The organism is Streptomyces sp. NBC_00425 (assembly GCF_036030735.1).
Taxonomy (GTDB): domain Bacteria; phylum Actinomycetota; class Actinomycetes; order Streptomycetales; family Streptomycetaceae; genus Streptomyces.
In genome coordinates, this window is the sequence record NZ_CP107928.1 from 7,476,731 (window position 1) to 7,503,091 (window position 26,361).

General features: G+C 72.6%; 22 protein-coding genes. 16 read left to right on the forward strand and 6 right to left on the reverse strand.

The window, feature by feature from the left end:
• The first annotated feature begins 82 nt into the window (after positions 1 to 82).
• The gene (gene recN, locus OHS82_RS32900) at positions 83 to 1,801 is read left to right on the forward strand and encodes a DNA repair protein RecN (RefSeq protein ID WP_266723960.1); all 1,719 of its coding nucleotides are present in this window, start codon (positions 83 to 85) and stop codon (positions 1,799 to 1,801) included.
• A 275-nt stretch (positions 1,802 to 2,076) separates the two neighbouring features.
• On the forward strand, positions 2,077 to 3,204 hold the full coding sequence (locus OHS82_RS32905; protein ID WP_328435089.1) for a glycosyltransferase family 4 protein: 1,128 nt from the start codon (positions 2,077 to 2,079) through the stop codon (positions 3,202 to 3,204).
• A 20-nt stretch (positions 3,205 to 3,224) separates the two neighbouring features.
• On the opposite strand, the gene OHS82_RS32910 is transcribed toward OHS82_RS32905, so the two are convergent.
• The 3 genes from OHS82_RS32910 to OHS82_RS32920 form a co-directional block, all read right to left on the reverse strand.
• A complete protein-coding gene (locus OHS82_RS32910; protein ID WP_328435090.1) occupies positions 3,225 to 4,868 on the reverse strand; it encodes a PucR family transcriptional regulator in 1,644 nt (547 codons plus the stop codon).
• 375 nt (positions 4,869 to 5,243) lie between these two features.
• Complete coding sequence (locus tag OHS82_RS32915; protein ID WP_328435091.1) at positions 5,244 to 6,626, reverse strand: FAD-binding oxidoreductase; 1,383 nt, start codon at positions 6,624 to 6,626, stop codon at positions 5,244 to 5,246.
• A 110-nt stretch (positions 6,627 to 6,736) separates the two neighbouring features.
• Positions 6,737 to 8,539, reverse strand: coding sequence for a glycoside hydrolase family 15 protein (locus OHS82_RS32920; protein ID WP_057579854.1), 1,803 nt, complete (start codon positions 8,537 to 8,539; stop codon positions 6,737 to 6,739).
• Positions 8,540 to 9,008: 469 nt separating this feature from the next.
• Here OHS82_RS32920 and OHS82_RS32925 point away from each other — a divergent pair, with 469 nt between their 5' ends.
• The 11 genes from OHS82_RS32925 (at position 9,009) to OHS82_RS32975 (ending at position 21,982) form a co-directional block, all read left to right on the forward strand.
• On the forward strand, positions 9,009 to 10,658 hold the full coding sequence (locus tag OHS82_RS32925) for a CTP synthase (RefSeq protein ID WP_057579852.1): 1,650 nt from the start codon (positions 9,009 to 9,011) through the stop codon (positions 10,656 to 10,658).
• Positions 10,659 to 10,749: 91 nt separating this feature from the next.
• Positions 10,750 to 11,376 carry an NUDIX domain-containing protein gene (locus OHS82_RS32930; RefSeq protein ID WP_057579850.1) on the forward strand — a complete coding sequence of 209 codons (627 nt, stop codon included), beginning with the start codon at positions 10,750 to 10,752 and terminating at the stop codon, positions 11,374 to 11,376.
• A 185-nt stretch (positions 11,377 to 11,561) separates the two neighbouring features.
• Complete coding sequence (locus OHS82_RS32935) at positions 11,562 to 13,628, forward strand: tetratricopeptide repeat protein (protein WP_328435092.1); 2,067 nt, start codon at positions 11,562 to 11,564, stop codon at positions 13,626 to 13,628.
• A gap of 136 nt (positions 13,629 to 13,764) precedes the next feature.
• Positions 13,765 to 14,889 (forward strand): alanine dehydrogenase, encoded by a 1,125-nt coding sequence (ald, locus tag OHS82_RS32940; protein ID WP_199863812.1) that lies wholly within the window; start codon positions 13,765 to 13,767, stop codon positions 14,887 to 14,889.
• Positions 14,890 to 15,290: 401 nt separating this feature from the next.
• On the forward strand, positions 15,291 to 16,427 hold the full coding sequence (locus OHS82_RS32945; protein WP_079041320.1) for a ParA family protein: 1,137 nt from the start codon (positions 15,291 to 15,293) through the stop codon (positions 16,425 to 16,427).
• Positions 16,412 to 16,990, forward strand: coding sequence for a hypothetical protein (locus tag OHS82_RS32950; protein WP_328435093.1), 579 nt, complete (start codon positions 16,412 to 16,414; stop codon positions 16,988 to 16,990). Before OHS82_RS32945 ends, OHS82_RS32950 begins: the two co-directional genes overlap by 16 nt.
• Before the next feature lie 18 nt (positions 16,991 to 17,008).
• Positions 17,009 to 18,337, forward strand: coding sequence for a segregation and condensation protein A (locus OHS82_RS32955; RefSeq protein WP_328435094.1), 1,329 nt, complete (start codon positions 17,009 to 17,011; stop codon positions 18,335 to 18,337).
• Positions 18,338 to 18,390: 53 nt separating this feature from the next.
• Positions 18,391 to 18,960: an SMC-Scp complex subunit ScpB gene (scpB, locus tag OHS82_RS32960; protein WP_057579916.1), complete on the forward strand. Its 570-nt coding sequence runs from the start codon at positions 18,391 to 18,393 to the stop codon at positions 18,958 to 18,960.
• Entirely contained in the window at positions 18,960 to 20,123 is a 1,164-nt protein-coding gene (locus OHS82_RS32965; RefSeq protein ID WP_057579840.1) for a pseudouridine synthase, read from the forward strand. The genes scpB and OHS82_RS32965 overlap by 1 nt, the downstream gene beginning before the upstream one ends.
• A 90-nt stretch (positions 20,124 to 20,213) precedes the next feature.
• On the forward strand, positions 20,214 to 20,963 hold the full coding sequence (locus OHS82_RS32970) for an NUDIX hydrolase (RefSeq protein ID WP_057579915.1): 750 nt from the start codon (positions 20,214 to 20,216) through the stop codon (positions 20,961 to 20,963).
• A complete protein-coding gene (locus tag OHS82_RS32975) occupies positions 20,960 to 21,982 on the forward strand; it encodes an ADP-ribosylglycohydrolase family protein (protein WP_328435095.1) in 1,023 nt (340 codons plus the stop codon). The genes OHS82_RS32970 and OHS82_RS32975 overlap by 4 nt, the downstream gene beginning before the upstream one ends.
• A gap of 109 nt (positions 21,983 to 22,091) precedes the next feature.
• Here OHS82_RS32975 and OHS82_RS32980 read toward each other — a convergent pair whose 3' ends face one another.
• Genes OHS82_RS32980 through OHS82_RS32990 form a run of 3 tightly spaced genes read right to left on the reverse strand, consistent with a single transcriptional unit; the run spans position 22,092 to position 23,786 of the window.
• Complete coding sequence (locus OHS82_RS32980; protein ID WP_328435096.1) at positions 22,092 to 22,511, reverse strand: Rieske (2Fe-2S) protein; 420 nt, start codon at positions 22,509 to 22,511, stop codon at positions 22,092 to 22,094.
• Complete coding sequence (locus tag OHS82_RS32985; RefSeq protein WP_057579837.1) at positions 22,508 to 23,092, reverse strand: DUF6529 family protein; 585 nt, start codon at positions 23,090 to 23,092, stop codon at positions 22,508 to 22,510. The genes OHS82_RS32980 and OHS82_RS32985 overlap by 4 nt, the downstream gene beginning before the upstream one ends.
• 40 nt (positions 23,093 to 23,132) lie before the next feature.
• Positions 23,133 to 23,786 (reverse strand): hypothetical protein, encoded by a 654-nt coding sequence (locus tag OHS82_RS32990; RefSeq protein WP_057579835.1) that lies wholly within the window; start codon positions 23,784 to 23,786, stop codon positions 23,133 to 23,135.
• Positions 23,787 to 23,974: 188 nt separating this feature from the next.
• Between OHS82_RS32990 and aroH the strand changes: the two genes are divergently transcribed.
• The 3 genes from aroH to cmk all read left to right on the forward strand — a co-directional run bounded on the left by aroH (position 23,975) and on the right by cmk (position 26,324).
• Complete coding sequence (aroH, locus tag OHS82_RS32995; protein ID WP_057579833.1) at positions 23,975 to 24,337, forward strand: chorismate mutase; 363 nt, start codon at positions 23,975 to 23,977, stop codon at positions 24,335 to 24,337.
• Entirely contained in the window at positions 24,334 to 25,419 is a 1,086-nt protein-coding gene (locus OHS82_RS33000) for a prephenate dehydrogenase (RefSeq protein ID WP_057579831.1), read from the forward strand. The genes aroH and OHS82_RS33000 overlap by 4 nt, the downstream gene beginning before the upstream one ends.
• A gap of 218 nt (positions 25,420 to 25,637) precedes the next feature.
• Positions 25,638 to 26,324, forward strand: coding sequence for a (d)CMP kinase (gene cmk, locus OHS82_RS33005; RefSeq protein WP_057579829.1), 687 nt, complete (start codon positions 25,638 to 25,640; stop codon positions 26,322 to 26,324).
• Positions 26,325 to 26,361: the final 37 nt, after the last annotated feature.

Below are 26,361 nucleotides of genomic sequence, written 5' to 3' on the forward strand. Positions count from 1 at the left end.
GGTCATCTCCACCCGCGCGGGTGACAGGGTGCCTCGCACTTCTGCCGCCGGACCTCGTAAGGTCTTCTCCGTGTTGGAGGAGATGCGGATACGGTCGCTCGGTGTCATCGACGACGCGGTCGTCGAGCTGTCGCCGGGGTTCACCGCGGTCACGGGCGAGACGGGCGCGGGCAAGACCATGGTCGTCACCAGCCTCGGGCTGCTGCTGGGCGGGCGTGCCGATCCCGCGCTCGTGCGGATCGGCGCGGAGAAGGCGGTGGTCGAGGGGCGGATCGCCCTGCCCGCCGGCTCCTCGGTGGTCGTCCGGGCCGAGGAGGCCGGGGCCGAGCTCGACGACGGAGCGCTGCTCATCAGCCGTACCGTTTCCGCCGAGGGGCGGTCGCGGGCGCACGTGGGCGGGCGGAGCGTGCCCATGGGCGTGCTCGCCGAGCTCGCGGACGAGCTGGTGGCCGTGCACGGCCAGACCGACCAGCAGGGGCTGCTGAAGCAGTCCCGGCAGCGGCAGGCGCTCGACCGGTACGCGGGCGACACGGTGACCGTGCCGCTCGCCAAGTACACGGAGGCCTACCGGCGGCTGCGGGCGGTGGCCGGCGAGCTGGAGGAGATCGTCACGCGCGCGCGTGAGCGGGCCCAGGAGGCCGACATGCTGCGCTTCGGGCTCGAGGAGATCGCCGGCGTCGAGCCGCGCGCCGGCGAGGACGTGGAGCTCGCGGAGGAGGCCGAGCGGCTCGGGCACGCGGAGGCGCTGTCCTCGGCCGCCACGGCCGCCCACGCCGCTCTCGCCGCCAATCCCGAGGACCCCGAGGGCATCGACGCGGCCACCCTCGTCGCGGGCGCACAGCGGGCCCTGGAGGCCGTCAGGTCGCACGATCCGGCGCTGGCGGCGCTCGCCGACCGGATCGGGGAGATCGGGATCCTGCTCGGCGACGTGGCCGGGGAACTGGCCGGGTACGCCGACGACCTCGACGCCGATCCGCTGCGGCTGTCGGCCGTGGAGGAGCGGCGGGCCGCGCTGACCGCGCTCACCCGCAAGTACGGGCAGGACGTGAACTCCGTCCTCGCCTGGGCCGAGCAGAGCGCCTCCCGGCTCACCGAACTGGACGGCGACGACGAGCGGATCGACGAGCTGACCGCCGAGCGGGACGCCCTGCGGGCCGAACTGGGCGGGCTGGCGCAGGCGCTGACGGACGCGCGCACGGAGGCCGCCGGGCAGTTCGCCGCCGCGGTGACCGCCGAGCTGGCGTCGCTGGCGATGCCGCACGCGCGCGTGTCCTTCGCGATCGGGCAGACCGAGGACCCGGAGGGCGTCGAGGTCGGCGGCCGTCCGGTCGCCTACGGTCCGGCCGGTGTGGACGAGGTCGAGCTGCTGCTCGCCCCGCATCCCGGCGCGCCGCCGCGGCCCATCGCCAAGGGCGCGTCCGGCGGTGAGCTGTCCCGGGTGATGCTGGCCGTCGAGGTCGTGTTCGCGGGGACGGACCCGGTTCCGACGTATCTCTTCGACGAGGTCGACGCGGGCGTCGGCGGCAAGGCGGCCGTGGAGATCGGCCGGCGGCTGGCGCGGCTCGCGAAGACGGCTCAGGTCGTGGTCGTCACACACCTTCCGCAGGTCGCGGCCTTCGCCGACCGGCAGTTGCTGGTGGAGAAGACCAACGACGGCACGGTGACCCGGTCCGGGGTGAAGGTCCTCGAGGGCGAGGAGCGCATCCGCGAGCTGTCACGCATGCTCGCCGGCCAGGAGGACTCCGAGACGGCCCGCGCCCACGCGGAGGAACTCCTCGCCACGGCCCGGGCGGACGGGTAGCGGCGGGGGCGTCGAGGCCGGCCGAAGGGCGACCGGCGGACTCGGTCGGCGTTCGGCTCGGCAGTGCGAACGAAGTTGCGGCTCTCTTCACCCGTGTGGGTGACAGAGTGGGGTCTGTGGCCCCTCGCCGTGGGGCTCCAGGGCACGGAACACCGGTGCGTGCTGGCATCCTTGGGCGTAGTACGTGGAGGAACGCCGGCGGTCCACCCTCCGCCCGCGGACCTTCTGTACGTTTCCCCGTGACCGTCCGACGCCGAACCAGGAGCCCCGGCCACGTGAGCAGTCCCTCACCGAACGGCCAGTCGTCGCTGCGCACCGTACAGGTGCTCGGCGGGGGCAACGCCGGCAGCAGCGCACACGTGCGCTCCCTGGCAGCGGGGCTCCTCGCGCGGGGCGTGCGGGTGACGGTGTGCGCCCCCGTCGAAGCCGATCACGCCCACGGTTTCACCGGTGTCGGCGCCGAACACGTGCACGTGCCCCGCAGCAGCGATCCGGGGTCCGTGGCGGCGCTCCGCGCGGCCTGCACGGGCGCCGACCTCGTCCACGCGCACGGACTGCACGCCTCCTTCCGCGCCGTCCTCGCGCTCAGCGGCCGCTCCACCCCGCTCGTCGTCACCTGGCACAACCGTGCGCACGCCGAGGGCGCCCGCGCCCATCTGCTGCGGCTGCTGGAGCGCCGGGTCGCGAGGACGGCCGCGGTCGTCCTCGGCACCACCTCCGACCTCGTCGACCGGGCCCGGCGCACGGGAGCCCGTGACGCGCGGCTCGCCGCCGTGGCGCTGCCCGGCCCCCGCCGGGACGGGGACCCGCAGGACACCGAGCGGCCGGCCTCCAAGCTGAAAGCCGAACTGGGCGCCGTCGGACGCCCGTTGCTCATGGCGGTCGGCTCCCTGGACCGTCACCGCGGCTACGGCCTCCTGCTGGACGCCGCCCGCGCATGGCGCAGGCTCGACTGCGCGCCCCTGGTCGTGATCGCGGGCGAGGGTCCGCAGCGGGCGGAGCTCCAGCGCCGCATCGAGGACGAGGAACTGCCGGTCCGGCTGCTCGGCCGACGGGAGGACGCGAGTGAGCTGCTCGCCGCCGCCGACCTGGCGCTCCTGCCCGGTGGCGGGGAGTCGCGGTCCGTCCTCGCGCAGGAGGCCCTTCACGCGCGTGTGCCGCTCGTCGCGGCGCTGGCCGGCGGTGTCCGCGAACTCGTCGGCGACGCGGCCGAACTGGTGCCCGCCGGCGACGCCGACGCCTTCTCCGCCGCCGTCGTACGCCTGCTCGACGATCCCGAACGGTGCGAGCGGCTGCGGGACCTGGGCACCCGGCAGACGGCCACCTGGCCCACCGAGGACGAGACCGTCGCCCAGGTCCTCAGCGTCTACGACGAGTTGACGCAGCCCCGGCCCATGATCTGACACCGGTCGTCCGCGGACCGTCAGGGCAGGTGCCTGCGCGCCCGCAGGGCCAGGCTCAACGCCAGGACCGTCTGCGGGTCGTCCAGATCGGTGCCGAGCAGCTCGCCGATGCGGGCGAGGCGGTTGTAGAGCGTCTGCCGGTTCAGATGCAGTTCGCGGGCCGTCTCCGCCTTCCGTCCGGCATGGGCCAGGTAGGTCTCCAGGGTCGGCAGCAGCAAAGGCTTGGAGCGACTGTCGTGGTCACGGACCGGGCCGATCGCCCGGTCGACGAAGGCCGCGAGGTCCGGGTGGCCGCGCAACCGCCACAGCAGCAGGTCGATGTCCAGGCGCCGGGCGTCGTACCAGGGGCGGTCCGGCAGACCCTGAGCGGCCGTCGCCGTCTCCGCCGCGTGCCGCAGTCCCGCCGAGGCGGCCGCCCAGCCGCCCGCCACCCCGACGACGACCACGGGCGGCTGCGCCCCCGGCCGCCGCATCCCGGCCCGTTCCACTCCCGCCCGCAGCGCCGCCGCGACCCGGTCCGCCACCGTCGGACGCTCCTGCTCCGTGCGCAGGCCCAGCAGCACCGGCACCCGTCCCTCCACCGGCCGCACGCCCAGCAGCACCGGCACACCGACCGACGTCAGCTCCTCGGCGACCGCCCGGGCCAGCACCGCCCAGCCCGCGCCCGGGGAGATCCCTTCGCCCAGCCTCATGACGACCGGGAGCAACGGGCCGGCGCCGGGCCGGAACCCGAGGACCCGCGCCTGCGCCGGAGCGTCCTGCGCGGCGATCCGGCCCTCGGCGAGGTCGGTCAAGAAGTCGCCCCGGCCGCGGGCGGCGAGCTCCTCCTCCTGGCGGGCCTGCATCAGCACCACGGCCAGGATCCCGGCCGCCCGGTCGGCGGCGATCCGGTGCACCGGTGCGAGAGGGGCGCGCACGGGCAGCAGCACGAGCCGGGCGCGTACCGAACCCGCCCCCGGACCGCCGCCGGGCACGTCCACCAGCACCGAGCCCGCGGGCGGCGGCGCGTCCTTCTGCGGGCCGCGCAGCCCCTCCCACACCTGGAGCGGATCCGCTCCCTGCGGCCCCTCGCCGGCCGCGTACAGCAGCTGGCCGTCGGGTGTCTCCAGGAACACCGGGTTGCCGGCGAAGTCCGCAAGGATGCCCAGCACCTGCGGGATACCGCCGCCGCCGAGCAGGGCCTCCGTACAGCGCCGGTGCACCTCCTCGGCGCGTTGGAGCAGCGCGTGGTGGCCGTTGACGATCTCGGTGTGGATCTCCTCCGTGACCGTCACGAACGCCACCTCGCGGTGCAGTTGGACGAGGGGGAGGCCGGTGGCCCGCGCGGTCTCCACCAGGGCCGACGGCAGCCGGGTGAAGCGCGGGCCCAGCTCGATCACCAGGGCCGCGATGCCCCGTTCGGCCAGGGTGCGCACGAACGCCCGCTGCTCGGCCGGGCGGGTGCCGAGGCTGTAGCCGGTGGTCAGCAGCAGCTCGCCGCCCTTGAGCAGGGAGGCGATGTGCGGGACCTCGCCGGCGTGCACCCAGCGCACCGTGCGGCCCAGCCGGTCCCCGCCCGCGACGATCTCGGGGAGCCCGCTGCGCAGCCCGGGCAGCTCCAGCGCGCGCTGCACGGTGATCCCGGCGCTGCGGCTGTCGAAACGGTGGTCCGTGCGGCTGTCCATGCAGCGGACGCTACCTGCGCGGACGCCCCGGCAACATCCGCGGGGCCCGCGCCGGACACCCGCGCCCGCACCGGTGACGTCCGGGACCGGGTGGCGCCGGCGCATGGACTTCCGTGTGGTCGCCGTGGCACGTGAGGACGACAGCCCGACCGGCGAGCCGCCGCGGGTGGCGGCGCTCGCCGACCGGCTCGGCCACCGGGAGGTGCGGGCCGGCGAAGGACCGACCCGGGACGCCTTGGTGCCGGCCGCCGCCCTCGGCCGCCGCCCTCGGCCGCGAGATCGCGCCCGTTCCGGCCACCGACGGCGATCCGGCGGGGGAGCGCACCCGCACGGGGCTCGGGCCGGCCGCGGCGGGGAGCCGACCTCAGAGGGCGCTCAGGCCGGCCTGATGTTGTGGTTGAAGCGGAACACGTTGTCCGGGTCGTATCGCCGCTTCAGGTCCGCGAGCCGCCGGGCGTTCTCGGCGCCCACGCCGGCCACGACCCGGTCGGCGCCCTCGTCGCCGATGAAGTTCAGGTAGACCGCGCCCGTGCTCCATGGCTGCGTCCCGGCCCGCACGTCCCGGACCCACCGCTCGCACCGGGCGTCGTCCGCCGGGTCCTCCCAGAGCCCGAAGGGGTGCACGCCCCAGGGCGCGTCACGGTAGGGCACGGGGTACTCGTGCGGGCCGGCCGCGATCGCGCCGCCCTGCGGGAAGAGCGCGTGCATCGTGCCCGTCGGCACCGGCATGGACTCCCCGAGACCGCAGAAGACGTCCACGAAGTCGTCGGGCGCGCCCGTCAGGTACTCCGCGGACCAGTAGTTCCGCATCCCGGGCGGATCGTCGAGCATGCACTGGACGTCGGCGTAGGGCAGCGCCCCGACGACCTCCGACTCGTGCGGCAGCGCCAGCAGCGGTTCGGCCAGCTTGCGCAGGTCGTCCTCCGCGCCGGCATACGTCAGCAGCACCCCGCACAGCAGCGAGCCGACCAGGTGCGGCGGGACGAACTCCTCGGGCGGGCCGGTGAGATACAGCACCGCGCCGCTCGCCTCGTCGGGGCCGGCGGCGATCACGTCCCGGTAGGTGCGGGTGACCTCGGCGCCGAACTCGGGCCGGTACAGCAGCAGGGCGATGGAGAACTCGGGCAGTTCGTGCAGCCTCAGGGTGAGCGAGGCGGCGATGCCGAAGTTGCCCCCGCCGCCGTGCAGGGCCCAGAAGAGGTCGGGGTGCTCGTCGGCGCTCGCCCACACGCGCCGGCCGTCGGCCGTCACCAGCTCGGCGCCCAGCAGGTTGTCCACGGCCAGCCCGTGGCAGCGGTCCAGCCAGCCCGTGCCGCCGCCGAGGACGAAGCCGCCGACGCCGGTGGTGGAGGCCCGGCCGCCGGTCGTGGCCAGACCGTGGGGCTCGCAGGCCCGGTCCAGATCGCTCATGGTGGCGCCGCCCGCGACGCGTACCGTCCGGGCGACGGGATCGACGCCGACCGCGCGCAGGTGACGCAGGTCCACCACCACGGCCCCGTCGCCCAGGGCCATGCCGGCGACACTGTGCCCGCCGCCGCGCACCGCGATCGGCAGGTCCAGGTCGCGGGCGAAGCGGACGGTCCGGACGATGTCGTCCTCGTCGACGCACTGGGCGATCACCGCCGGACGCCGGTCGATCATCGCGTTGAAGACGGTCCGGGCGTCGTCGTAGCCCGGGTCCTGCGGGGCGAACACGTCGCCGACCAGATCCTCGCGGAGCGCGGCGAGAGCCGCGCCCGCCTTCGATGGGGAGGCCATGGGGGCGCCCCCTTCCGTGCAGGGGCTGATGACGTCCAGCGTAGGCGGGCGCGGTCCGGCGGTCCTGTTCAGCCGCCGGACGCCGCCCTCACGTCACCGAACCGAAAGAATCAGCCGCCGTACGCCCCCGACGCCGTCAGACGCAGCGCGGTGTCGATCAGCGGGACGTGGCTGAAGGCCTGCGGGAAGTTGCCGACCTGGCGCTGCAGACGGGGGTCCCACTCCTCGGCCAGCAGACCGAGGTCGTTGCGCAGCGACAGGAGCTTCTCGAAGAGCTTGCGGGCCTCGTCGACGCGGCCGATCATCGCGAGGTCGTCGGCCATCCAGAACGAGCAGGCCAGGAAGGCGCCCTCGTCTCCGGGCAGGCCGTCGACGCCCTCGTCGCCGCCCGAGGTCGGGTAGCGCAGGATGAAGCCGTCCGGGGTGGACAGCTCGCGCTGGATCGCCTCGATGGTGCCGATGACCCGCTTGTCGTCCGGCGGCAGGAAGCCCATCTGCGGGATGAGCAGCAAGGACGCGTCGAGCTCCTTGGAGCCGTAGGACTGGGTGAAGGTGTTGCGCTCCTTGTCGTAGCCCTTCTCGCAGACGTCCCGGTGGATGTCGTCGCGCAGTTCGCGCCACTTCTCCAGCGGACCGTCGGCGTCGCCGGACTCGATCAGCTTGATCGTCCGGTCGACGGCGACCCAGGCCATGACCTTGGAGTGCACGAAGTGGCGGCGCGGGCCGCGCACCTCCCAGATGCCCTCGTCCGGCTCGTCCCAGTGCTGCTCCAGGTAGCGGATCAGCTTCAGCTGGAGGAGGGAGGCGTAGTCGTTGCGGGCCAGGCCCGTCATGTGGCCGAGGTGCAGGGCCTCGGTGACCTCGCCGTACACGTCCAGCTGGAGCTGGTGCGCCGCGCCGTTGCCGACCCGGACCGGGGCGGAGTTCTCGTAGCCGGGCAGCCAGTCCAGCTCGGCCTCGCCCAGCTCGCGCTCGCCCGCGATGCCGTACATGATCTGCAGGTTCTCGGGGTCGCCGGCGACCGCGCGCAGCAGCCACTCGCGCCAGGCGCGGGCCTCCTCGCGGTAGCCGGTGCGCAGCAGCGAGGACAGCGTGATGGCCGCGTCGCGCAGCCAGGTGTAGCGGTAGTCCCAGTTGCGGACACCGCCGATGTCCTCGGGCAGGGAGGTGGTGGGGGCGGCGACGATGCCGCCGGTCGGCCCGTACGTCAGCGCCTTCAGCGTGATCAGCGAACGGATCACGGCCTCGCGGTAGGGGCCGTGGTACGTGCAGTGCTCGACCCACTCGCGCCAGAAGTCCTCGGTGGCCTGGAGCGACTGCTCGGGTTCCGGGAGCGGCGGCGGCTGCTTGTGCGAGGGCTCCCAGGAGATCGTGAACGCGATCCGGTCGCCCGGCGCGACCGTGAAGTCGGCGTACGTCGTCAGCGCCTTGCCGTAGGTCTCGCAGTCGGTGTCGAACCACACCGAGTCGGGGCCCGCGACGGCCACCGTGCGGCCCTCGTGCTTGTGCACCCAGGGCACGACCCGCCCGTAGGAGAACCGCATGCGCAGCGTGGAGCGCATGGGGACGCGGCCCGAGACGCCCTCGACGATCCGGATCAGCTGGGGGGCGCCGTCGCGAGGGGGCATGAAATCGGTCACCCGGACCGTCCCTCGCGGGGTGTCCCACTCCGATTCCAGGATGAGCGAGTCGCCCCGGTAGGTGCGCCGGGCCGCGCGTGGCGGGGGCGCGTCGGAGGCGTGCGCGGGGCCGAGGCGCCAGAAGCCGTGCTCCTCGGTGCCGAGCAGTCCTGCGAAGATCGCGTGCGAGTCGAAGCGGGGCAGGCACAGCCAGTCGACTGTGCCGTCCCGGCAGACCAATGCGGCGGTCTGCATGTCTCCGATGAGTGCGTAGTCTTCGATGCGCCCGGCCACGTGCAACTCCAGTCGAACGGCCACGTCGCCCCCAGGCGAGATGGGGGCTGTCGCTAGTGCGGTCAAGGGGTCGTTGGTAATGCGTCGTTGAGCGTTGAAGCAAAGCAGCCGCTCGGCCCTGGGGGCAAAACGCCGATCATTGTTCAACGAACTGACGAGCTCTCGTTGTTCCGGTGGGATACGGACTGGGGTGTGCCGTCTTGCCGGCCGGGCTCGGCAGCGAGTGTCCGAGCAGGATACGACGCACGTAGATGATCTGCGTGCCGCTCCCGGCAACGCGGGTGGGCCGAACGGGTGAGCAGCGGGTGAGGAACCGGTGCTCGGACGGCGGCCCGTGTCGGCCCGTGCGCGGAGCGTGGCCGGAGGCCATCTCTCCGCGGCGCTGATACCCTGGTAGCCCGTGGACCGGTGGTCTCGAAGCCCCCGAACCGCACCCTCGAATCGCGACCACGGGAGCCCCCTCTTGGCCATGACGCCCAAATCCACGACGACCAAGCACATCTTCGTCACCGGGGGTGTCGCCTCCTCGCTCGGCAAGGGTCTGACGGCCTCCAGCCTCGGCATGCTGCTCAAGGCGCGCGGTCTTCGCGTGGTCATGCAGAAGCTCGATCCGTACCTGAACGTCGACCCTGGCACGATGAACCCCTTCCAGCACGGTGAGGTGTTCGTCACGAACGACGGCGCCGAGACGGACCTGGACATCGGACACTACGAGCGCTTCCTTGACCGAGACTTGGACGGCTCCGCCAACGTCACCACGGGCCAGGTCTACAACACGGTGATCGCCAAGGAGCGACGCGGCGAGTACCTGGGCGACACCGTGCAGGTCATCCCGCACATCACCAACGAGATCAAGCACCGCATCCGCCGCATGGCGACGGACGAGGTGGACGTCGTGATCACCGAGGTGGGCGGCACGGTCGGCGACATCGAGTCGCTGCCGTTCCTGGAGACGGTCCGCCAGGTCCGGCACGAGGTCGGCCGGGACAACGTCTTCGTGGTGCACATCTCGCTCCTGCCGTACATCGGTCCCTCGGGCGAGCTGAAGACCAAGCCGACCCAGCACTCGGTCGCGGCGCTGCGCAACATCGGTATCCAGCCGGACGCGATCGTGCTGCGCTGCGACCGCGAGGTGCCGACCGCGATCAAGCGCAAGATCTCGCTGATGTGCGACGTCGACGAGGACGCGGTCGTGGCCTGCCCGGACGCCCGCTCGATCTACGACATCCCGAAGACCGTGCACGGCGAGGGCCTGGACGCCTACGTCGTGCGCAAGCTGGACCTGCCGTTCCGTGACGTGGACTGGACGACCTGGGACGACCTGCTCGACCGCGTCCACAACCCCGACCACGAGATCACGCTCGCCCTGGTCGGCAAGTACATCGACCTGCCCGACGCCTACCTGTCGGTCACCGAGGCGCTGCGCGCCGGCGGTTTCGCCAACAAGGCCCGCGTGAAGATCAAGTGGGTCACCTCGGACGACTGCAAGACCCCCGCCGGAGCCAAGGCGCAGCTCGCCGACGTGGACGGCGTCTGCATCCCGGGCGGCTTCGGCGACCGCGGCGTGCTCGGCAAGGTCGGCGCGATCCGCTACGCCCGCGAGAACAAGATCCCGCTGCTCGGCCTGTGCCTGGGTCTGCAGTGCATCGTGATCGAGGCCGCGCGCAACCTGGGCGACATCGGCGACGCGAACTCCACCGAGTTCGACTCGGCCACCGCCCACCCGGTCATCTCCACCATGGCCGAGCAGCTCGACATCGTCGCGGGCGAGGGCGACATGGGCGGCACGATGCGCCTGGGCATGTATCCGGCCAAGCTGGCCGAAGGGTCCATCGTCCGTGAGGTGTACGACGGCAAGGAGTACGTGGAGGAGCGGCACCGGCACCGCTACGAGGTGAACAACGCCTACCGGGCCGAGCTCGAGAAGAAGGCGGGCATCCTGTTCTCCGGCACCTCCCCGGACGGCAAGCTGGTCGAGTACGTCGAGTACCCGCGCGACGTCCACCCCTACCTGGTCGCCACGCAGGCGCACCCCGAGCTGCGCTCGAGGCCCACGCGTCCGCACCCGCTGTTCGCCGGCCTGGTGAAGGCGGCCGTCGAGCGGAAGACTTCGAAGTAACACACCAGTTGTACGGTGGCCGGGGTGCAAACCTTCAAGGGTGGGCGCCCCGGTTTCGTTTGCGCAGGTGGCACGTGGGAGGACGCACGGCATGACGATCAAGGACACCCCCGAGGCGTGGGAGATCCGGGCGACGACGACCCCGTTCACGGGCGCCAAGACCTCCGTACGCACCGACGAGGTGGTCATGCCGGACGGGTCTGTGGTCCGCCGGGACTACCAGGTCCACCCCGGGTCCGTGGCCGTCCTGGCCGTCGACGACGAGGGCCGGGTGCTGCTCATCAAGCAGTACCGGCACCCGGTGCGGCAGAAGCTGTGGGAGATCCCGGCCGGCCTGCTCGACGTGCCGGGCGAGAACCCGCTGCACGCGGCGCAGCGCGAGCTGTACGAGGAGGCGCACGTCAAGGCGGAGGACTGGCGCGTCCTCACCGACGTGTACACGACCCCCGGCGGCTGTGACGAGTCCGTGCGGATCTTCCTGGCCCGCAGCCTCTCCGAGGCCCAGGGGCGGCGTTTCGAGGTGGAGGACGAGGAGGCCGACATGGAGCACGCGCGTGTGCCGGTCGCCGACCTCGTCCGGGCCGTACTGGCGGGCGACGTGCACAACACGTGTCTCGTGGTCGGCGTCCTGTCCCTGGTCGCCGCGGAGAACGGCGACGGGCTCGACGCGCTGCGCCCGGCGGAGGCGCCCTGGCCGGCGCGTCCGTTCGAGGCCTGAGAGACCCCTCCTGGGCCCTCTCCCGCACCCGCGTGGTGTGACGATCGGCTGATCCGATCGGGGGACGTCCGGGCCCCGCCCGACGTGCTCCTCCCGGAACGTCGCAGAGCGTGAACTAGGCTCGGGAACAGCCCGAACCGGAGTCCCGGCGGGCTGGCGCGTGCGGTGGGACGGGAGTGTGGCCCGTGACGGATCAGGCAGTGGACACAGGCGGCGTGCAGCTGTCCGGACACGCTGCGACAGAGGGCCATTTCCTGGGCCGTACCCGGGAGTTGAAGGAACTGCGCGCCGACATCGAGCGCACGGGCCTGGACACCATCTCCGGGCGGAAGGCGCCCCGCGCGCGGGTCCTGCTCATCGCCGGCCGGCCCGGCTCGGGGCGCTCCGCGCTCGCCGGGGAACTCGTGCGCCAGGTCGCCGACCGCTACCCGGACGGCGTCCTGCGCGCTCGCCTCGCCGAGCCCGACGGCACACCCGTGCCGGTCGAGCGCGCCGCCCGCGAACTGCTCGCCGCGCTGGACGTGCCCACCCCGCCCGGCGCGGACGAGGACGACCTCGCGGCCCTGCTGCGCGAGACCCTCGCGGAGCGCCGCGCACTGCTCCTGCTGGACGACGCGACCGGCGCCGAACAGGTCGACGCCCTGCTCCCGGACGCCCCGCAGTGCCTGCTCGTCGCCGTGTCCGCAGGCCCGCTCACCGGCATCGCGGACGTCCGCCCCTGCACCCTGGGCGGCCTGGACACCAAGTCCGCCCTCGAACTCCTGACCCGGTACACCGGCTCGGTCCGCATCACCGTGGACCCGCGCTCCGCCGAGCAGCTGGTGGAGGCGTGCCAGGGGCAGCCCGCCGCGCTGAACCTGGCCGGCGGCTGGCTCGCCGCCCGCCCCAAGGCGGCCGTCGCCGACCTCGCCAAGCAGCTCCACGCGGAGGGCGACGAGGGCACCCCGCTCAGCCGCGTCTTCCGCCTCGTGCACACCGCCCTGCCCGCCCCCGCCGCCCGGATACTGCGACTGCTCTCCCTGGCCCCGGCCGGCCTGGCCGACCCGCACACCGCCTCGGCGCTGGCCGGCTGCTCGGTGGGCGCCGCCCGCACCACCCTGGACGACCTCGTCGCTCTCGGCCTGCTGCGGGCCCTGGACTCCCCGCTGCCCCAGTACGAGGTGCCCGGCTGCCTGCACGCTCTGCTGCGGACCGCCGCCGAGAGCCACGAGCGCCCCGCCGAGCTCCAGCTGGCCCGCGCCCGCATGCTGGAGCGCACGGTGCGGCTGCTGCAGTCCTGCCGGGCCATCACCGAGACCGACAGCCCCCAGGCCCGCGAGAAGCTCCAGGTCATGCCCCGGGCGCTGCGCTTCCCCACGCCGCGGGCGGCCGCCGACTGGCTGCAGGCCCGCCGCCCTGCCCTGCTGGCCTCGGCCCGCCTCGCGGTCGCCGACGGCGAGCTGGACACCCTCGCCCGCCGCCTGATGTCCCAGCTGGTCAGGGCGATGGTCGCGCACGTCGGCACCCAGGCGGCCGCACCGGACCTGTACGGGATCCACCAGCTCGTCCTGGACGTCGCCGAGCGCCGCCGCCTGCCCCGGGAGAAGGCCGCCGCGCTGCTGAACCTGGCCGACGTCGACGCCAGGACCGGGCGCACGGCGGAGGCGCTGGCGCGCTACCGGGCCGCTCTGGACGCCGGACGCGAGGCGAACGACCCGTACGCGATCGGCCGCGCGATGGAATCCGTAGGCGGCGCGCACCTCGAGCTCGGGGACTACGACCGGGCCGCGGACTGGTTCGGCCGGGCCCTGGCCCAGCGGCTGGCCCGTGACGAGCGCGCGGACGCCGCCCGCCTCTACGGCCGTATCGGCACCGCGCACACCTACGCGGGCCGCTACGGCGAGGCACAGCGGGCCTGGCGGGCTGCGGTCGCCGGACACCGCAAGAACGACGATGTGGGCGCGCACGCACGGGCGTTGAGCGAGCTGGCCCGGGTTCAGGAGTACGCGGGCCGGCCCGAGGAGTCGCTGCGCACCTGCCAGGAGGCGGCGGAGTGGGCCGGGCGCGCCGAGGACACGCGCCTGCAGGCCGCGCTGCAGCTGAGGCTGGCCGACACCCTGGAGCGCCTCGGCGACCCGACGGCGGCCCGCCTGCACCGCGCCGCGGCCGAGCGCATCCTGGGAGAGGAGCCGTCGGACGGCGCCGCGGAGCCCGAACGGCCGGATGACATCGAGGATGCCTGCGAAATCCGTAGTGCATCTCCGAAAGATTGATGCAATGAAAGGCTAGACAGCGGGAACGCCTTCATTAAACTGGCTCTGCCGCACGTTCTCCTGCGGTGCGTCCCGGTGCGTCCTGTATCTCCGGGAATGTCATTGCTGTGCCCCCACACCCTCTGAGCCAAGGACCGTGATCGACGTGAAGGTCGGCATCCCCCGCGAGGTCAAGAACAACGAGTTCCGGGTGGCCATCACCCCCGCCGGTGTGCACGAACTGGTGCGCCACGGTCACCAGGTCGTCGTCGAACGAGGCGCCGGCGTCGGCTCGTCCATCACGGACGAGGAGTACGTGGCGGCCGGGGCGCGCATCCTGGAGACCGCCGACGAGGTGTGGGCCACGGCCGACCTGCTGCTGAAGGTCAAGGAGCCCATCGCCGAGGAGTACCACCGCCTCCGCAAGGACCAGACGCTCTTCACCTACCTGCACCTGGCCGCGTCCAAGGAGTGCACGGACGCGCTCGTCGAGTCCGGGACCACCGCGATCGCCTACGAGACCGTCGAGCTGCCGAGCCGCGCGCTGCCGCTGCTCGCCCCGATGTCCGAGGTCGCGGGCCGGCTGGCCCCCCAGGTCGGCGCCTACCACCTGATGCGCGCCAACGGGGGCCGCGGGGTGCTGCCGGGCGGCGTCCCCGGCGTGCTGGCCGCCAAGGCGGTCGTCATCGGCGGCGGCGTCTCCGGCTGGAACGCCGCGCAGATCGCCATCGGCATGGGCTTCCACGTGACCCTGCTCGACAAGGACATCAACAAGCTCAAGGAAGCCGACAAGGTCTTCGGCACGAAGATCCAGACCGTCGTCTCCAACGCCTTCGAGCTGGAGAAGGCCTGCCTCGAGGCGGACCTCGTGATCGGCGCCGTCCTCATCCCGGGCGCCAAGGCCCCGAAGCTGGTCACCAACGAGCTGGTCTCCCGGATGAAGCCCGGAAGTGTCCTTGTCGACATCGCGATCGACCAGGGCGGCTGCTTCGAGGACTCCCGCCCGACCACCCACGCCGAGCCGACCTTCCCGGTGCACAACTCGGTCTTCTACTGCGTCGCCAACATGCCCGGCGCGGTCCCCAACACCTCCACCTACGCCCTCACCAACGCCACGCTGCCCTACATCGTCGAACTCGCCGACAAGGGCTGGGTCGAGGCGCTGCGCCGCGACGCCGCGCTGGCGAAGGGTCTCAACGCCCATGACGGCAAGGTCGTTTACCGCGAGGTCGCGGAGGCGCACGGCCTGGAGCACGTGGACCTCGATTCCCTGCTGGGCTGAGCCGGGAAGCTAAGTCACCTTTTCGTAAAGGCGATACGTCAACAAGGCGCGTCAACCGCGCACACGCGGCCGGACCTTGCCCGACAAGGTCCGGCCGGATGTGTGTATGGTCACTTTGCGGCTCTCGGCCAACTCGCCTCGAACGTAACGCTTCGACCGATTCGCACACCGGTGAAACCTGCCGTGCGACGGCCGTACGCCCTTGACAGCGTGATGTTTCATTGCCGACACATCGGGCCGGGTCCGGCGGATTGTGTTGCTGCGGACGCCCGACACGCCATAGAGTCGCCAACCGTCGGCATGGTGCCACGCTGACCTTGTCTAGAAGTTTCCTGGTCACCAAGGAGGTAAGACGACTTGTGAATGAGTCGACATTTGCTCCCGGGGGTGGTCAACCAGGAATGCGTACGCGGGGCCCGGGTTCCGCGGGGCTCGAGGCTGTCGGCTCCGTCGCTGTCCGAACCTTCGCAGCCCACCAGAGCCAGAGCAGCCCCCAGTTGGCTCTGTCAGCACTCCAGAGCATGGATGGCCATCACGTGAACGCCATGGCCGGCGACGGAAGTGGCGCGCCCCACAACCACTTCGCCGACTACGACGAACTGCCCGACGGGCACTTCTACGACCCCGACGCCGAATACGAGCCGGATCCGGAGTACGCGGCCACGCTCGCGCCCGACGCGGCCCGACAGCGCCGTGAGCGCGTCGGTCCGACCGGACGCCCGCTGCCGTACTTCCCGATCCCGGGCCCGCTGACCGAACACGGCCCCGCGAAGATCATCGCGATGTGCAACCAGAAGGGCGGCGTGGGCAAGACCACGTCGACCATCAACCTGGGTGCCGCGCTCGCGGAGTACGGACGGCGCGTGCTGCTCGTGGACTTCGACCCGCAGGGCGCGCTGTCGGTGGGACTCGGCGTCAATCCGATGGAGCTCGACCTCACCGTCTACAACCTGCTCATGGAGCGGGGCATGGCGGCGGACGAGGTGCTCCTGAAGACAGCGGTCCCCAACATGGACCTGCTGCCCAGCAACATCGACCTGTCGGCCGCCGAGGTGCAGCTGGTCTCCGAGGTCGCGCGCGAGTCCACGCTCCAGCGTGCGCTCAAGCCGCTGATGGACGACTACGACTACATCGTCATCGACTGCCAGCCCTCGCTCGGCCTGCTCACCGTCAACGCCCTGACGGCCGCCCACAAGGTGATCGTGCCGCTGGAGTGCGAGTTCTTCGCACTGCGCGGTGTGGCCCTGCTCACCGAGACCATCGAGAAGGTCCAGGAACGGCTCAACCCCGAGCTGGAGCTCGACGGAATCCTGGCGACCATGTACGACTCGCGCACCGTGCACAGCCGCGAGGTGCTGGCGCGTGTCGTCGAGGCCTTCGACGACCACGTCTACCACACGGTCATCGGGCGCACGGTCCGCTTCCCGGAGACCACGGTCGCCGGTGAGCCGATCACCACGTACGCGTCCAACTCCGTCGGCGCAGCCGCCTACCGTCAGCTCGCCAGGGAGGTGCTCGCCCGGTGTCACGCCGAGTGAGTCTGCCGGGGGCCGACGAACTCTTCCGTACGACAGGGGGAACGGCGCTTCAGCCGTCCGCGCCCCGTCGCAACGCGGGCGGCGAGGCCCGGGTGCCCGCGCCGGCCGGCGAGAGCGACGGGGTGGCGGCCGGCGGTGCGCAGGACGCGCCGCAGGCCGTGCCCGCGCAGGGCGGGGACGGCGAGGGCGCCGAGCACGTGGCGGCCGACGCCGGACAGACCGACGCCGGGGAGTCCCGCACCCGAGGTGTTCCCGGGGAGCGTGCCGAGCGCCGCCAGGGCGCGCAGGAAGGTTCTGCCTCCGCCGACGACCAGCCGCGCAAGCGTGGCCGGCAGGCGTCCCGCCGGCCCAGTGGCCGCGAACGGCACGACGAGAAGATCACCGTCTATGTCTCCGCCGAAGAGCTCATGGATCTGGAGCACGCCCGCCTCGTGCTCCGCGGAGAGCACGGGCTTGCCGTGGACCGGGGGCGCATCGTCCGCGAGGCGGTCGCCGTGGTCCTCGCCGACCTGGAAAGCCGCGGGGACGCCAGCATTCTCGTACGACGACTTCGCGGGCGGTAGCGGTAGCCTGCGAGGGCCATGACCTCGAACAACGCCTCCGTCCCCGGCCCCGGCGCAGCAGCCGGCCGCCGACGTGCGCTGGGGCGGGGGCCGGGCCCGGCACCCGCCGGTCCGGAGCCCGGGGCCCAGCCCGTCGCAACGGATTCGGCCGCAGCGGAAACGGTTCCGGAACCGGCCGCCACGGAGGCGAACCCGGAACCGGTTGCCGCAGACGCCGCCGCCCGGGAGCCGGAAACGGGCCGGGAACCGGTCACTCCTGACTCTGCAGCCTTGAAGCCGGAAACAGGTGCGGAACCGGTTGCGGTCGTTGGCGCGGCCCTGGAGCTGGAAACAGGTGCGGAACCGGTTGCCGCAGAGCCCGTCGCGCCGGAACGGGAAACGGCCCGGGAACCGGTTGTCCCGCATGCGCCCACCCGTGATCCGGAAAGAGGTGCGGAACCGGTTGCCGCAGTCGCTGCTGCTCCGGGAACCGTTGCCGTACCGGGAGCTGTCCCTGCGGGTTCCGTGTCCGCGCCGGAGGCGGGGGCGGGGGTGCCCGATGGTGTCTTCAAGGTTCGGCTCGCCAACTTCGAGGGTCCCTTCGACCTGCTGCTCCAGCTGATCTCCAAGCACAAGCTGGACGTCACCGAGGTCGCGCTGTCGAAGGTCACCGACGAGTTCATTGCGCACATCAGGGCGATGGGCCCCGACTGGGACCTGGACCAGACGACCGAGTTCCTGGTCGTCGCCGCCACGCTGCTCGATCTGAAGGCGGCGCGGCTGCTGCCCGCCGCCGAGGTCGAGGACGAGGCCGACCTGGCGCTGCTGGAGGCGCGGGACCTGCTCTTCGCCCGTCTGCTGCAGTACCGCGCCTACAAGCAGATCGCCGACATCTTCACGCACCGGCTGGAGAGCGAGGGCCGCCGCTACCCACGCACCGTGGGGCTGGAGCCGCATCACGCCGAGCTGCTGCCCGAGGTGGTCATCAGCATCGGCGCGGAAGGGTTCGCGCGACTCGCGGTCAAGGCGATGCAGCCGAGGGCCAAGCCGCAGGTGTACGTCGACCACATCCACGCGCCGTTGGTGAGCGTGCAGGAGCAGGCCGGGATCGTCGTCGCACGGCTGCGTGAACTCGGCGAGGCCAGTTTCCGGGCCCTGGTGGCGGACACCGACGACACCCTCACCGTCGTCGCCCGCTTTCTCGCGCTGCTGGAGCTGTACCGGGAGAAGGCCGTCGCCCTCGACCAGGAGACCGCGCTCGGTGAGCTGCTGGTGCGCTGGACCGGTGGGGACGGGGACGCGCAGCCCAGGGTCACCGACGAGTTCGACCGGCCCCCCGAGGAGCCCGGGAAGGAGACGAAGACGTGAGCGAGGAGACCGTCGCGGCACTGGATCTCAAGCCGGCCCTGGAGGCCGTCCTGATGGTCGTCGACGAGCCCGCGACCGAGGAGCATCTCGCGAAGATCCTCCAGCGTCCGCGGCGCAGCGTCGCGGACGCGCTGCGCGAGCTGGCCGACGAGTACACCGTGCAGGGGCGCGGTTTCGAGTTGAGGCTCGTCGCGGGCGGCTGGCGGTTCTACACCCGGCCGGAGTTCGCGGCGGCCGTCGAGGGGTTCGTCCTGGACGGCCAGCAGGCCCGGCTCACCCAGGCGGCGCTGGAGACCCTGGCGGTCGTGGCCTACCGCCAGCCGGTCAGCCGCAGCAGGGTCTCGGCGGTGCGCGGAGTGAACTGCGACGGTGTGATGCGCACCCTGCTCCAGCGCGGTCTGGTGGAGGAGGCGGGCGCGGAACCCGAAACAGGTGCGATCCTGTACGTGACGACGAACTACTTTCTGGAGCGGATGGGCCTGCGCGGTCTGGACGAGCTCCCGGAGCTCGCGCCCTTCCTGCCTGAGGCGGAGGCGATCGAGGCCGAGACCCAGGAGGGCGTGCCGTCGTTCGATCCGGACGCTCCGGATTCCGAGGACGCAGACGACAAGACGGAACTTTGATGCGAAACAGCAGCGGCAGGAACAGCAGCGGAAACAACGGCGGGAGCCGTGGTGGCAACAGCGGCGGCCGCGGCGGGAGCAGCGGTGGCCGGGGCGGGAGCGGCGGTGGCCGCGGCGCGAGTGCCGGTGGCCGCGGTAACTCCCGCGGCGCCGGGAGTGGCCGCGACGACCAGCAGGGCGCCAGGCCGAAGAACCCGCGCCCGGAGGAGCGCCGCTACGACGTGGGTCCCGGCGGCACCCACGAGGGTCCGAAGTCCGGGCGCGGCGCCTCCGCGCGCGGCGGCGCCAAGGGCGGCCCCAAGCAGGGGCAGGGCACCGGGCGCGGCCGTTGGGTCCCGGCGACCTCGCGGGAGTACGAGGCGCGGGCCGAGGAGCGCAACCGCGAGCGGTACGCGGGCAAGAAGGACGTCAAGACGCCCAAGACCTTCCCGGGCGCCGAGCAGGAGGGCGAGCGGCTGCAGAAGGTCCTCGCACGCGCGGGCTACGGCTCCCGGCGCTCCTGCGAGGAGCTGATCGAGCAGGCGAGGGTCGAGGTCAACGGCGAGATCGTCCTGGAGCAGGGCAAGCGGGTCGACCCGGAGAAGGACGAGGTGAAGGTCGACGGCCTGACCGTCGCCACGCAGACGTACCAGTTCTTCTCGCTGAACAAGCCGGCCGGCGTCGTCTCCACGATGGAGGACAACGAGGGCCGGCAGTGCCTCGGCGACTACGTGACCAACCGCGAGACGCGGCTGTTCCACGTCGGCCGGCTCGACACCGAGACCGAGGGCGTCATCCTGCTGACCAACCACGGTGAGCTGGCGCACCGGCTGACCCACCCCAAGTACGGCGTGAAGAAGGTCTATCTCGCGCACATCGTGGGCCCCATCCCGCGTGACCTGGGCAAGAAGCTCAAGGACGGCATCCAGCTTGAGGACGGGTACGCGAAGGCGGACCACTTCCGGGTCGTCGAGCAGACCGGCAAGAACTACCTGGTCGAGGTGACCCTCCACGAGGGCCGCAAGCACATCGTGCGCCGGATGCTGGCCGAGGCCGGCTTCCCGGTCGACAAGCTGGTGCGCGTCGCCTTCGGGCCGATCACCCTGGGCGACCAGAAGTCGGGCTGGCTGCGCCGGCTGTCCAACACCGAGGTCGGCATGCTGATGCAGGAAGTCGACCTCTAGGCCCTGGGCGCGAATCCCTGACCCCGGGGCTTGTGCGGGACGACACCCCCTTTTTATAGTCGTGGTGACTATTAAGAGGGGGTGTTCGTCATGCGGGGCCACGACCGGCGCGCCGACGACAAGTGCGCCTACGACAAGTACGCCTACGAGCCCTTCGCCGTCACCGTCGATCTCGCCGTCCTCACGCTCCGCGCGGGCGCCCTGCACGTGCTGCTCGTCGAGCGCGGCCAGGAGCCGTACGCCGGCCGGTGGGCGCTGCCCGGCGGCTTCGTGCAGCCGGACGAGTCCGCGGAGACGGCCGCCCGGCGCGAACTCGCCGAGGAGACCGGTCTGAAGGACGTCTCCGGCCTGCACCTCGAGCAGCTGCGCACCTACAGCGAGCCCGGCCGCGACCCCCGGATGCGGGTCGTCTCGGTCGCCTTCGCCGCCCTGCTGCCCGACGCGCCCGAGCCGATGGGCGGCGGCGACGCGGTCCAGGCGCGCTGGCAGCCGTACGACGACGCCCGGCCGCTCGCCTTCGATCACGACCGGATCCTGGCGGACGCCCACGACCGGGTCGGCGCGGGGCTCGAGTACACCTGCCTCGCGACCGCCTTCTGCCCGCCCGAGTTCACCCTCGGGGAGCTCCAGCAGGTCTACGAGACCGTGTGGGGGACCGGCCTCGACCGGCCCAACTTCCGCCGCAAGGTGCTCGCCACCCCGGGCTTCGTCGAGCCCGTCCCCGGCGGCGCGCGCCTCACCGGCGGCCGCGGCAAACCCGCCGCCCTCTACCGGGCGGGGGCCGCCACCGCGCTCCATCCGCCCCTGCTGCGACCGCCCCGGAAAGGACGTTCCGCATGACCACCTCGACCACCGTCCGAAAGCGCGCCACCGGGTCCCTGCTGGGACTCGCGCTGGGGGACGCGCTCGGGTTTCCGACCGAGTTCGACGACATCCCGTCGATTCTCGCCAAGTGCGGGCCCTGGCGGGAGATGGAGCTCCCGGCGCACGCCTTCGTCTCCGACGACACCCAGATGACCCTGGCGGTCGGGCGCGCCCTGCGGACCGCCATGGACCGCGGGCTGCTCGTGCCGACCTCCCTGGTGCCGCAGCTGCGCAAGGAGTTCGTGGCCTGGAACCGGTCACCCGACAACAACCGGGCCCCGGGGCGCACCTGCCTGACCGCGTGCGACCTCCTCGAGGACGACACGCGGCTGTGGCAGGACGCCAGTCAGATCGGCTCCAAGGGTTGCGGAGCCAACATGCGCGTCGCCCCGCTCGGGCTCGTCCCCGGCCTCAGCGACGAGCAGCGGGCCGGCGCCGCCCAGCTCCAGGCCGCCCTCACCCACGGGCATCCCACCGCGCTCGCCGCCTCCGACCTCACCGCGCACGCCGTCCGGCTGCTCGCGCAGGGCGCCGACCCCGCAGCGCTGGTCGGTCTGCTGCGCTCGTACGCCCTCGACAACCGCTCCCGCTACCACCACCGCTGGCTCGGCGACCTGTGGACCCGCAGCCAGGACCCGAGCCCGGAGCACTTCATCACGCGCGGCTGGGACGAGTGCCTCGCCGTGCTGGAGCGGCTCCAGGAGACGCTGCGCCGCCCCTCGCCCGAGACCGACCCGTGTCTGGCCGCGGGGGAGGGGTGGATCGCCGAGGAGGCCATGGCCGCCGGTCTGCTGTGCTTCCTGCTCTTCCCCGACGAGCCGGTGACCGCGCTGCGGCGGGCCGCCTGCTCGTCCGGCGACTCCGACTCCATCGCCTGCCTCGCGGGCGCCTTCGCGGGCGCGCACGCCGGCGCGGACGCCTGGCCCACGGCGTGGGCGGACCGGATCGAGTACCACGGCGAACTGATGACGCTCGGGGCGCTGTGGGACCAGTGAGCCGGTGACCCGGCCCGGGTCCGTTCACCCGGCTTCGGCCCGGCCGGGGTCGGGCAGCGGGCTTCGGGCCGGCTGACCTCGGGCCCGGCTGGCCTCGGGTCGGCCGGGTTCAGGCCAGGCGGATCGCGCCGCCCACGACGGTGATCTGCTCGGCGGGCAGCGGCTTCGGCGCCGGGCCGCGGGCCACCGAGCCGTCCGCGATGCGGAACTCGCTCTGGTGGCAGGGGCAGTGGATCAGACCGTCGGCGACGGTGGCGACCGTGCAGCCCTGATGGGTGCAGATCGCGGAGAACGCCTTGAAGTCGTCCTTCGTCGGCTGTGTGACGACGACCTTCTCGTCGGCGAAGATCTTGCCGCCGCCGACGGGGATGTCGCTCGTCTTCGAGAGCTCCTGGCCGGCGGAGGCGTTCGTGGACGTCTTGGAGGACGACGAGCTGCCGTCGCCGTACTGGCTGCAGCCCACAGTGAGCGCCGCTGCCGCGCCGCCCGTCGCCAGGAGGACCGTGCGTCGTGTCGTGGGGGAAGTCATGTCGTCACTCCGAACGTGCGGAAGAACCAGAGGGCCGAGGTCAGCCAGACGACCGTCAGCACGGCGAAGACGAGTCCGCCGACGAGCGGCAGCAGCCATCCCGGGAGTCGCTCCCAGCGGAGCAGCAGCATCTTGGCACTGAAAGCACCGAAGAAGAAGCAACCCAGGACGGAGTGCCACATCACGCGCGTTTCGTACGTCTGCCAGCCAAGCGCGTACAGGCAGTGCACCGCAACCGGGACGGCGATCAGGAAGGCCGCGCGGCCCGACCAGCGGTGCAGCGTGCCGGACCAGGCGGGGCCCGGCACCTTCCCGTACAGCATCAGCGCCGAGACCAGCTGCACCAGCGCGAAGAGCATCGCGGCCGACGCCAGCCAGGACTTCACCGCGCCCGTGCTGCTGAAGCCGGCCAGGTTGAAGGCCGTCCCGGCCGGGTCGTGGACACGGCCGTACACGCCGAGGGCGAGCGCCACCGCGGCGGCGACGAGCGCCGGGACCAGATAGCGCGCCGGACGCGGACCGCTCGGTGCCGGCTCGGGGCCGGGGAAGCCCTGGGTGGCGGCGTTCGGGTCGACGGTCATGGTCGCTCCCTGCTCGAAGGAAGGTCAGGGGGTCAAGGGGTCAGGGGGTTGCGGGGCGGGCCGTGAGCCGCTGTCCGTCAACCGTCACCGTGCCGGTCTCCGGGTCGATGCGGGGAGCGGGCGAGGGCTCGCCGTCCCGGGTGACGACGCCGACCTGACTTCCGTCCTTCAGGACGATCCAGCCGCCGTCGATCTTCGCGGAGCGCACGGTGGCCGTCGCCCGCCACAGCCCCGACGGCTTCTTCGCCCGGTCCGCGGTGAAGGCGTGGCGCGTTCCGCCGACCTCGACCGTGCCGTCGATCTCCTTGCCGTCCTGGAGCGTGCCCTCCAGCTTCGCGCCGTGCCCGCCGGTGAGCCGCAGGGCGCCGTCGTCCTCCACGTCGCCCTTGAGCCACGACTCCTCGGTGCGGCCGTCGCAGAAGTACGCGATCGCCCGGCCGCCGCGGACGGAGACGGCGATCGCCGCCGCGTCGTCGTCCGTACGCCCGGCGTAGTCGGCGTCGGCGGCCCGGGAACGGGACGGGGTCGGCGCGGTCGTGGGGGAGGCCGTGCTGCGGACGGGAGCCGGACTCGGCGACTGCTCCTGGTACGAGGAGGAGGCCGGCCTCGTCCCCGTCGTCGCGTTGAGCGTCAGCAGGAACAGGGCGAGCACCAGCCCCGCGAGAAGGGTGAGCAGGGGTCCGGGACGCTTCATGTCGGGCCTTCCCCGATGTGGGTGTCCTGCCGTCAGAGTGCCATGACAGCGCAGGCCGCACCCGCCGTAAAGGGCGTACGGGGGTGCGGCCGTCTCGGCACGCGGGCTGCGCGCACCGTGCCCACACCGTCTGACTACGCTGGATGCAGCAGGAGCCGTAGTCCAGCACTTCAGCAAGGAGCAGCGCCGTGGCGGTACGAGCGGTCCGGGGAGCCGTCCAACTTCAGCGGGACGACGCCGGCCACATGGACGAGCAGGTCGGCGCCCTCCTCACCGCCGTCATGGAACGCAACGCGCTCAGCGCCGACGACCTCATCAGCATCTGGTTCACGGCCACCCCCGACCTGCACAGCGACTTCCCGGCGGCCGCCGCCCGCAAGCTCGGCATCGTGGACGTGCCGCTGATCTGCGCCCAGGAACTCGACATCGAGGGCGCCATGCCGCGGGTGGTGCGGATACTCGCGCACGTCGAGTCGGACACCCCGCGTGCCGACATCAGTCACGTCTACCTCGGCGCCGCGGCCGCCCTGCGCAAGGACATCGCCCAGTGAGGACCGCGCTCGTCATCGGAACCGGGCTGATCGGCACGTCCGCCGCCCTGGCCCTCGCCCAGCGGGGCGTCGTCGTCCACCTCGCCGACCACGATCCCGAGCAGGCCCGTACGGCCGCCGCGCTCGGCGCCGGCACCGACGAGGAGCCGCAGGGACCGGTCGACCTCGCGATCATCGCCGCCCCGCCCGCCCATGTGGCCGGCGTGCTCGCCGACGCGATGCGCCGGGGGGTGGCCCGCGGCTACCTCGACGTGGCGAGCGTCAAGGGCGGCCCGCGCCGTGAGCTGCAGGCCCTCGGCCTCGACCTGTCGGCCTACATCGGCAGCCACCCCATGTCGGGCCGGGAGAAGTCCGGACCGCTGGCCGCGACCGGCGACCTCTTCGAGGGGCGCCCCTGGGTGCTCACGCCGACCCGGGACACCGACACCGAGGTGCTGAACCTCGCCCTGGAGCTGGTCTCGCACTGCCGGGCCGTCCCCGTGGTCATGGACGCGGACGCCCACGACCGTGCCGTCGCCCTCGTCTCCCACATGCCGCACCTCGTCTCCAGCATGGTCGCGGCGCGTCTGGAGAACGCCGAGGAGGCCGCCGTGCGGCTGTGCGGGCAGGGCATCCGGGACGTCACCCGGATCGCCGCCTCCGACCCCCGGATGTGGATCGACATCCTGTCCGCGAACCCCGGGCCGGTCGCCGACCTGCTCACCGACGTCGCCGCCGACCTGGAGGAGACGGTGCAGTCGCTGCGGGCCCTGCAGTCCTCCGACGACGCCGAGCGCCGGGCGGGCGCCGACGGCGTGGAGAACGTGCTGCGCCGGGGCAACGCGGGCCAGGTACGGGTCCCCGGCAAGCACGGGGCGGCTCCGCGGGCCTACGAGATCGTCGCCGTGCTGATCGACGACCAGCCGGGGCAGCTGGCCCGCATCTTCGCCGACGCCGGACAGGCCGGCGTGAACATCGAGGACGTCCGCATCGAGCACGCGACGGGGCAGCAGGCGGGTCTCGTGCAGCTGATGGTCGAGCCGAAGTCGGCGGCGCCGCTGTCGTCGGCTTTGCGGGAGCGGGGCTGGGCCATCCGCCAGTAGCCGGCGGACCGCCGGGCGGGCCCGGGCCGGGTGACGCGGGCCGTGGCGGGGAGCGAGCGCGGGGGCGTGGGCGGTGGGCGTGGGCGGTGGGGTGACGCGGCGGCACCGGGCGGGGCTCGGAAGGCGCGGCCGGACGAGTGACCTGCGGCCGGTAACCTGGTACGGGGCACAGTCGCGCCCCGCACATCCACCGCCTCGCACCAGGAAGGTGTCCCCCCGTGGAAAACGGCGCCGCCCAGCCCGTGATTGTCGCCATAGACGGCCCCTCCGGCACGGGCAAGTCCAGCACGTCCAAGGCCGTGGCCTCCCGGCTCGGACTGAGCTACCTGGACACCGGCGCCCAGTACCGGGCGATCACGTGGTGGATGGTGACCAACGGGATCGACATCGAGGACCCCACGGCGATCGCGGCAGTCGCCGGCAAGCCCGAGATCCTCTCCGGCACCGACCCGGCCGCCCCGACCATCACGGTCGACGGCGTCGACGTCGCCGGACCGATCCGCACCCAGGAGGTCACCTCCAAGGTCAGCGCGGTGAGCGCCGTGCCGGAGGTGCGGTCCCGGATCACCGAGCTGCAGCGCTCGCTGGCGGCCTCCGCCGAGCAGGGCATCGTCGTGGAGGGACGCGACATCGGCACGACCGTGCTGCCCGACGCCGATCTGAAGGTCTTCCTCACCGCCTCCCCGGAGGCCCGCGCGGCCCGCCGCAGCGGCGAACTGAAGGGCGCGGATCTGCACAGCACCCGTGAGGCGCTGATCAGGCGGGACGCGGCCGACTCCTCCCGCAAGACCTCCCCGCTCGCCAAGGCCGGCGACGCCGTCGAGGTGGACACCACCGAGCTGACGCTCACCCAGGTCATCGAGCGCGTGGTGACTCTCGTCGAGGAGAATCGGGCCGCGAAGTGACTCAGCCGTCCGTGCCCTCCGAGAAGGGCGCCGAGGT

Bases quoted from the DNA above. Each gene is read 5' to 3' on its own strand.
- OHS82_RS32990 (WP_057579835.1), bottom strand. From the start codon at position 23,786: ATGAAGCGTCCCGGACCCCTGCTCACCCTTCTCGCGGGGCTGGTGCTC.
- OHS82_RS32925 (WP_057579852.1), top strand. From the start codon at position 9,009: ATGACGCCCAAATCCACGACGACCAAGCACATCTTCGTCACCGGGGGT.
- OHS82_RS32915 (WP_328435091.1), bottom strand. From the start codon at position 6,626: ATGGCCTCCCCATCGAAGGCGGGCGCGGCTCTCGCCGCGCTCCGCGAG.
- OHS82_RS32955 (WP_328435094.1), top strand. From the start codon at position 17,009: ATGACCTCGAACAACGCCTCCGTCCCCGGCCCCGGCGCAGCAGCCGGC.
- recN (WP_266723960.1), top strand. From the start codon at position 83: ATGCGGATACGGTCGCTCGGTGTCATCGACGACGCGGTCGTCGAGCTG.
- OHS82_RS32965 (WP_057579840.1), top strand. From the start codon at position 18,960: ATGCGAAACAGCAGCGGCAGGAACAGCAGCGGAAACAACGGCGGGAGC.
- OHS82_RS32970 (WP_057579915.1), top strand. From the start codon at position 20,214: ATGCGGGGCCACGACCGGCGCGCCGACGACAAGTGCGCCTACGACAAG.
- OHS82_RS32945 (WP_079041320.1), top strand. From the start codon at position 15,291: ATGCGTACGCGGGGCCCGGGTTCCGCGGGGCTCGAGGCTGTCGGCTCC.
- scpB (WP_057579916.1), top strand. From the start codon at position 18,391: ATGGTCGTCGACGAGCCCGCGACCGAGGAGCATCTCGCGAAGATCCTC.
- OHS82_RS32910 (WP_328435090.1), bottom strand. From the start codon at position 4,868: ATGGACAGCCGCACGGACCACCGTTTCGACAGCCGCAGCGCCGGGATC.
- OHS82_RS32985 (WP_057579837.1), bottom strand. From the start codon at position 23,092: ATGACCGTCGACCCGAACGCCGCCACCCAGGGCTTCCCCGGCCCCGAG.
- OHS82_RS32975 (WP_328435095.1), top strand. From the start codon at position 20,960: ATGACCACCTCGACCACCGTCCGAAAGCGCGCCACCGGGTCCCTGCTG.
- OHS82_RS32930 (WP_057579850.1), top strand. From the start codon at position 10,750: ATGACGATCAAGGACACCCCCGAGGCGTGGGAGATCCGGGCGACGACG.
- OHS82_RS32980 (WP_328435096.1), bottom strand. From the start codon at position 22,511: ATGACTTCCCCCACGACACGACGCACGGTCCTCCTGGCGACGGGCGGC.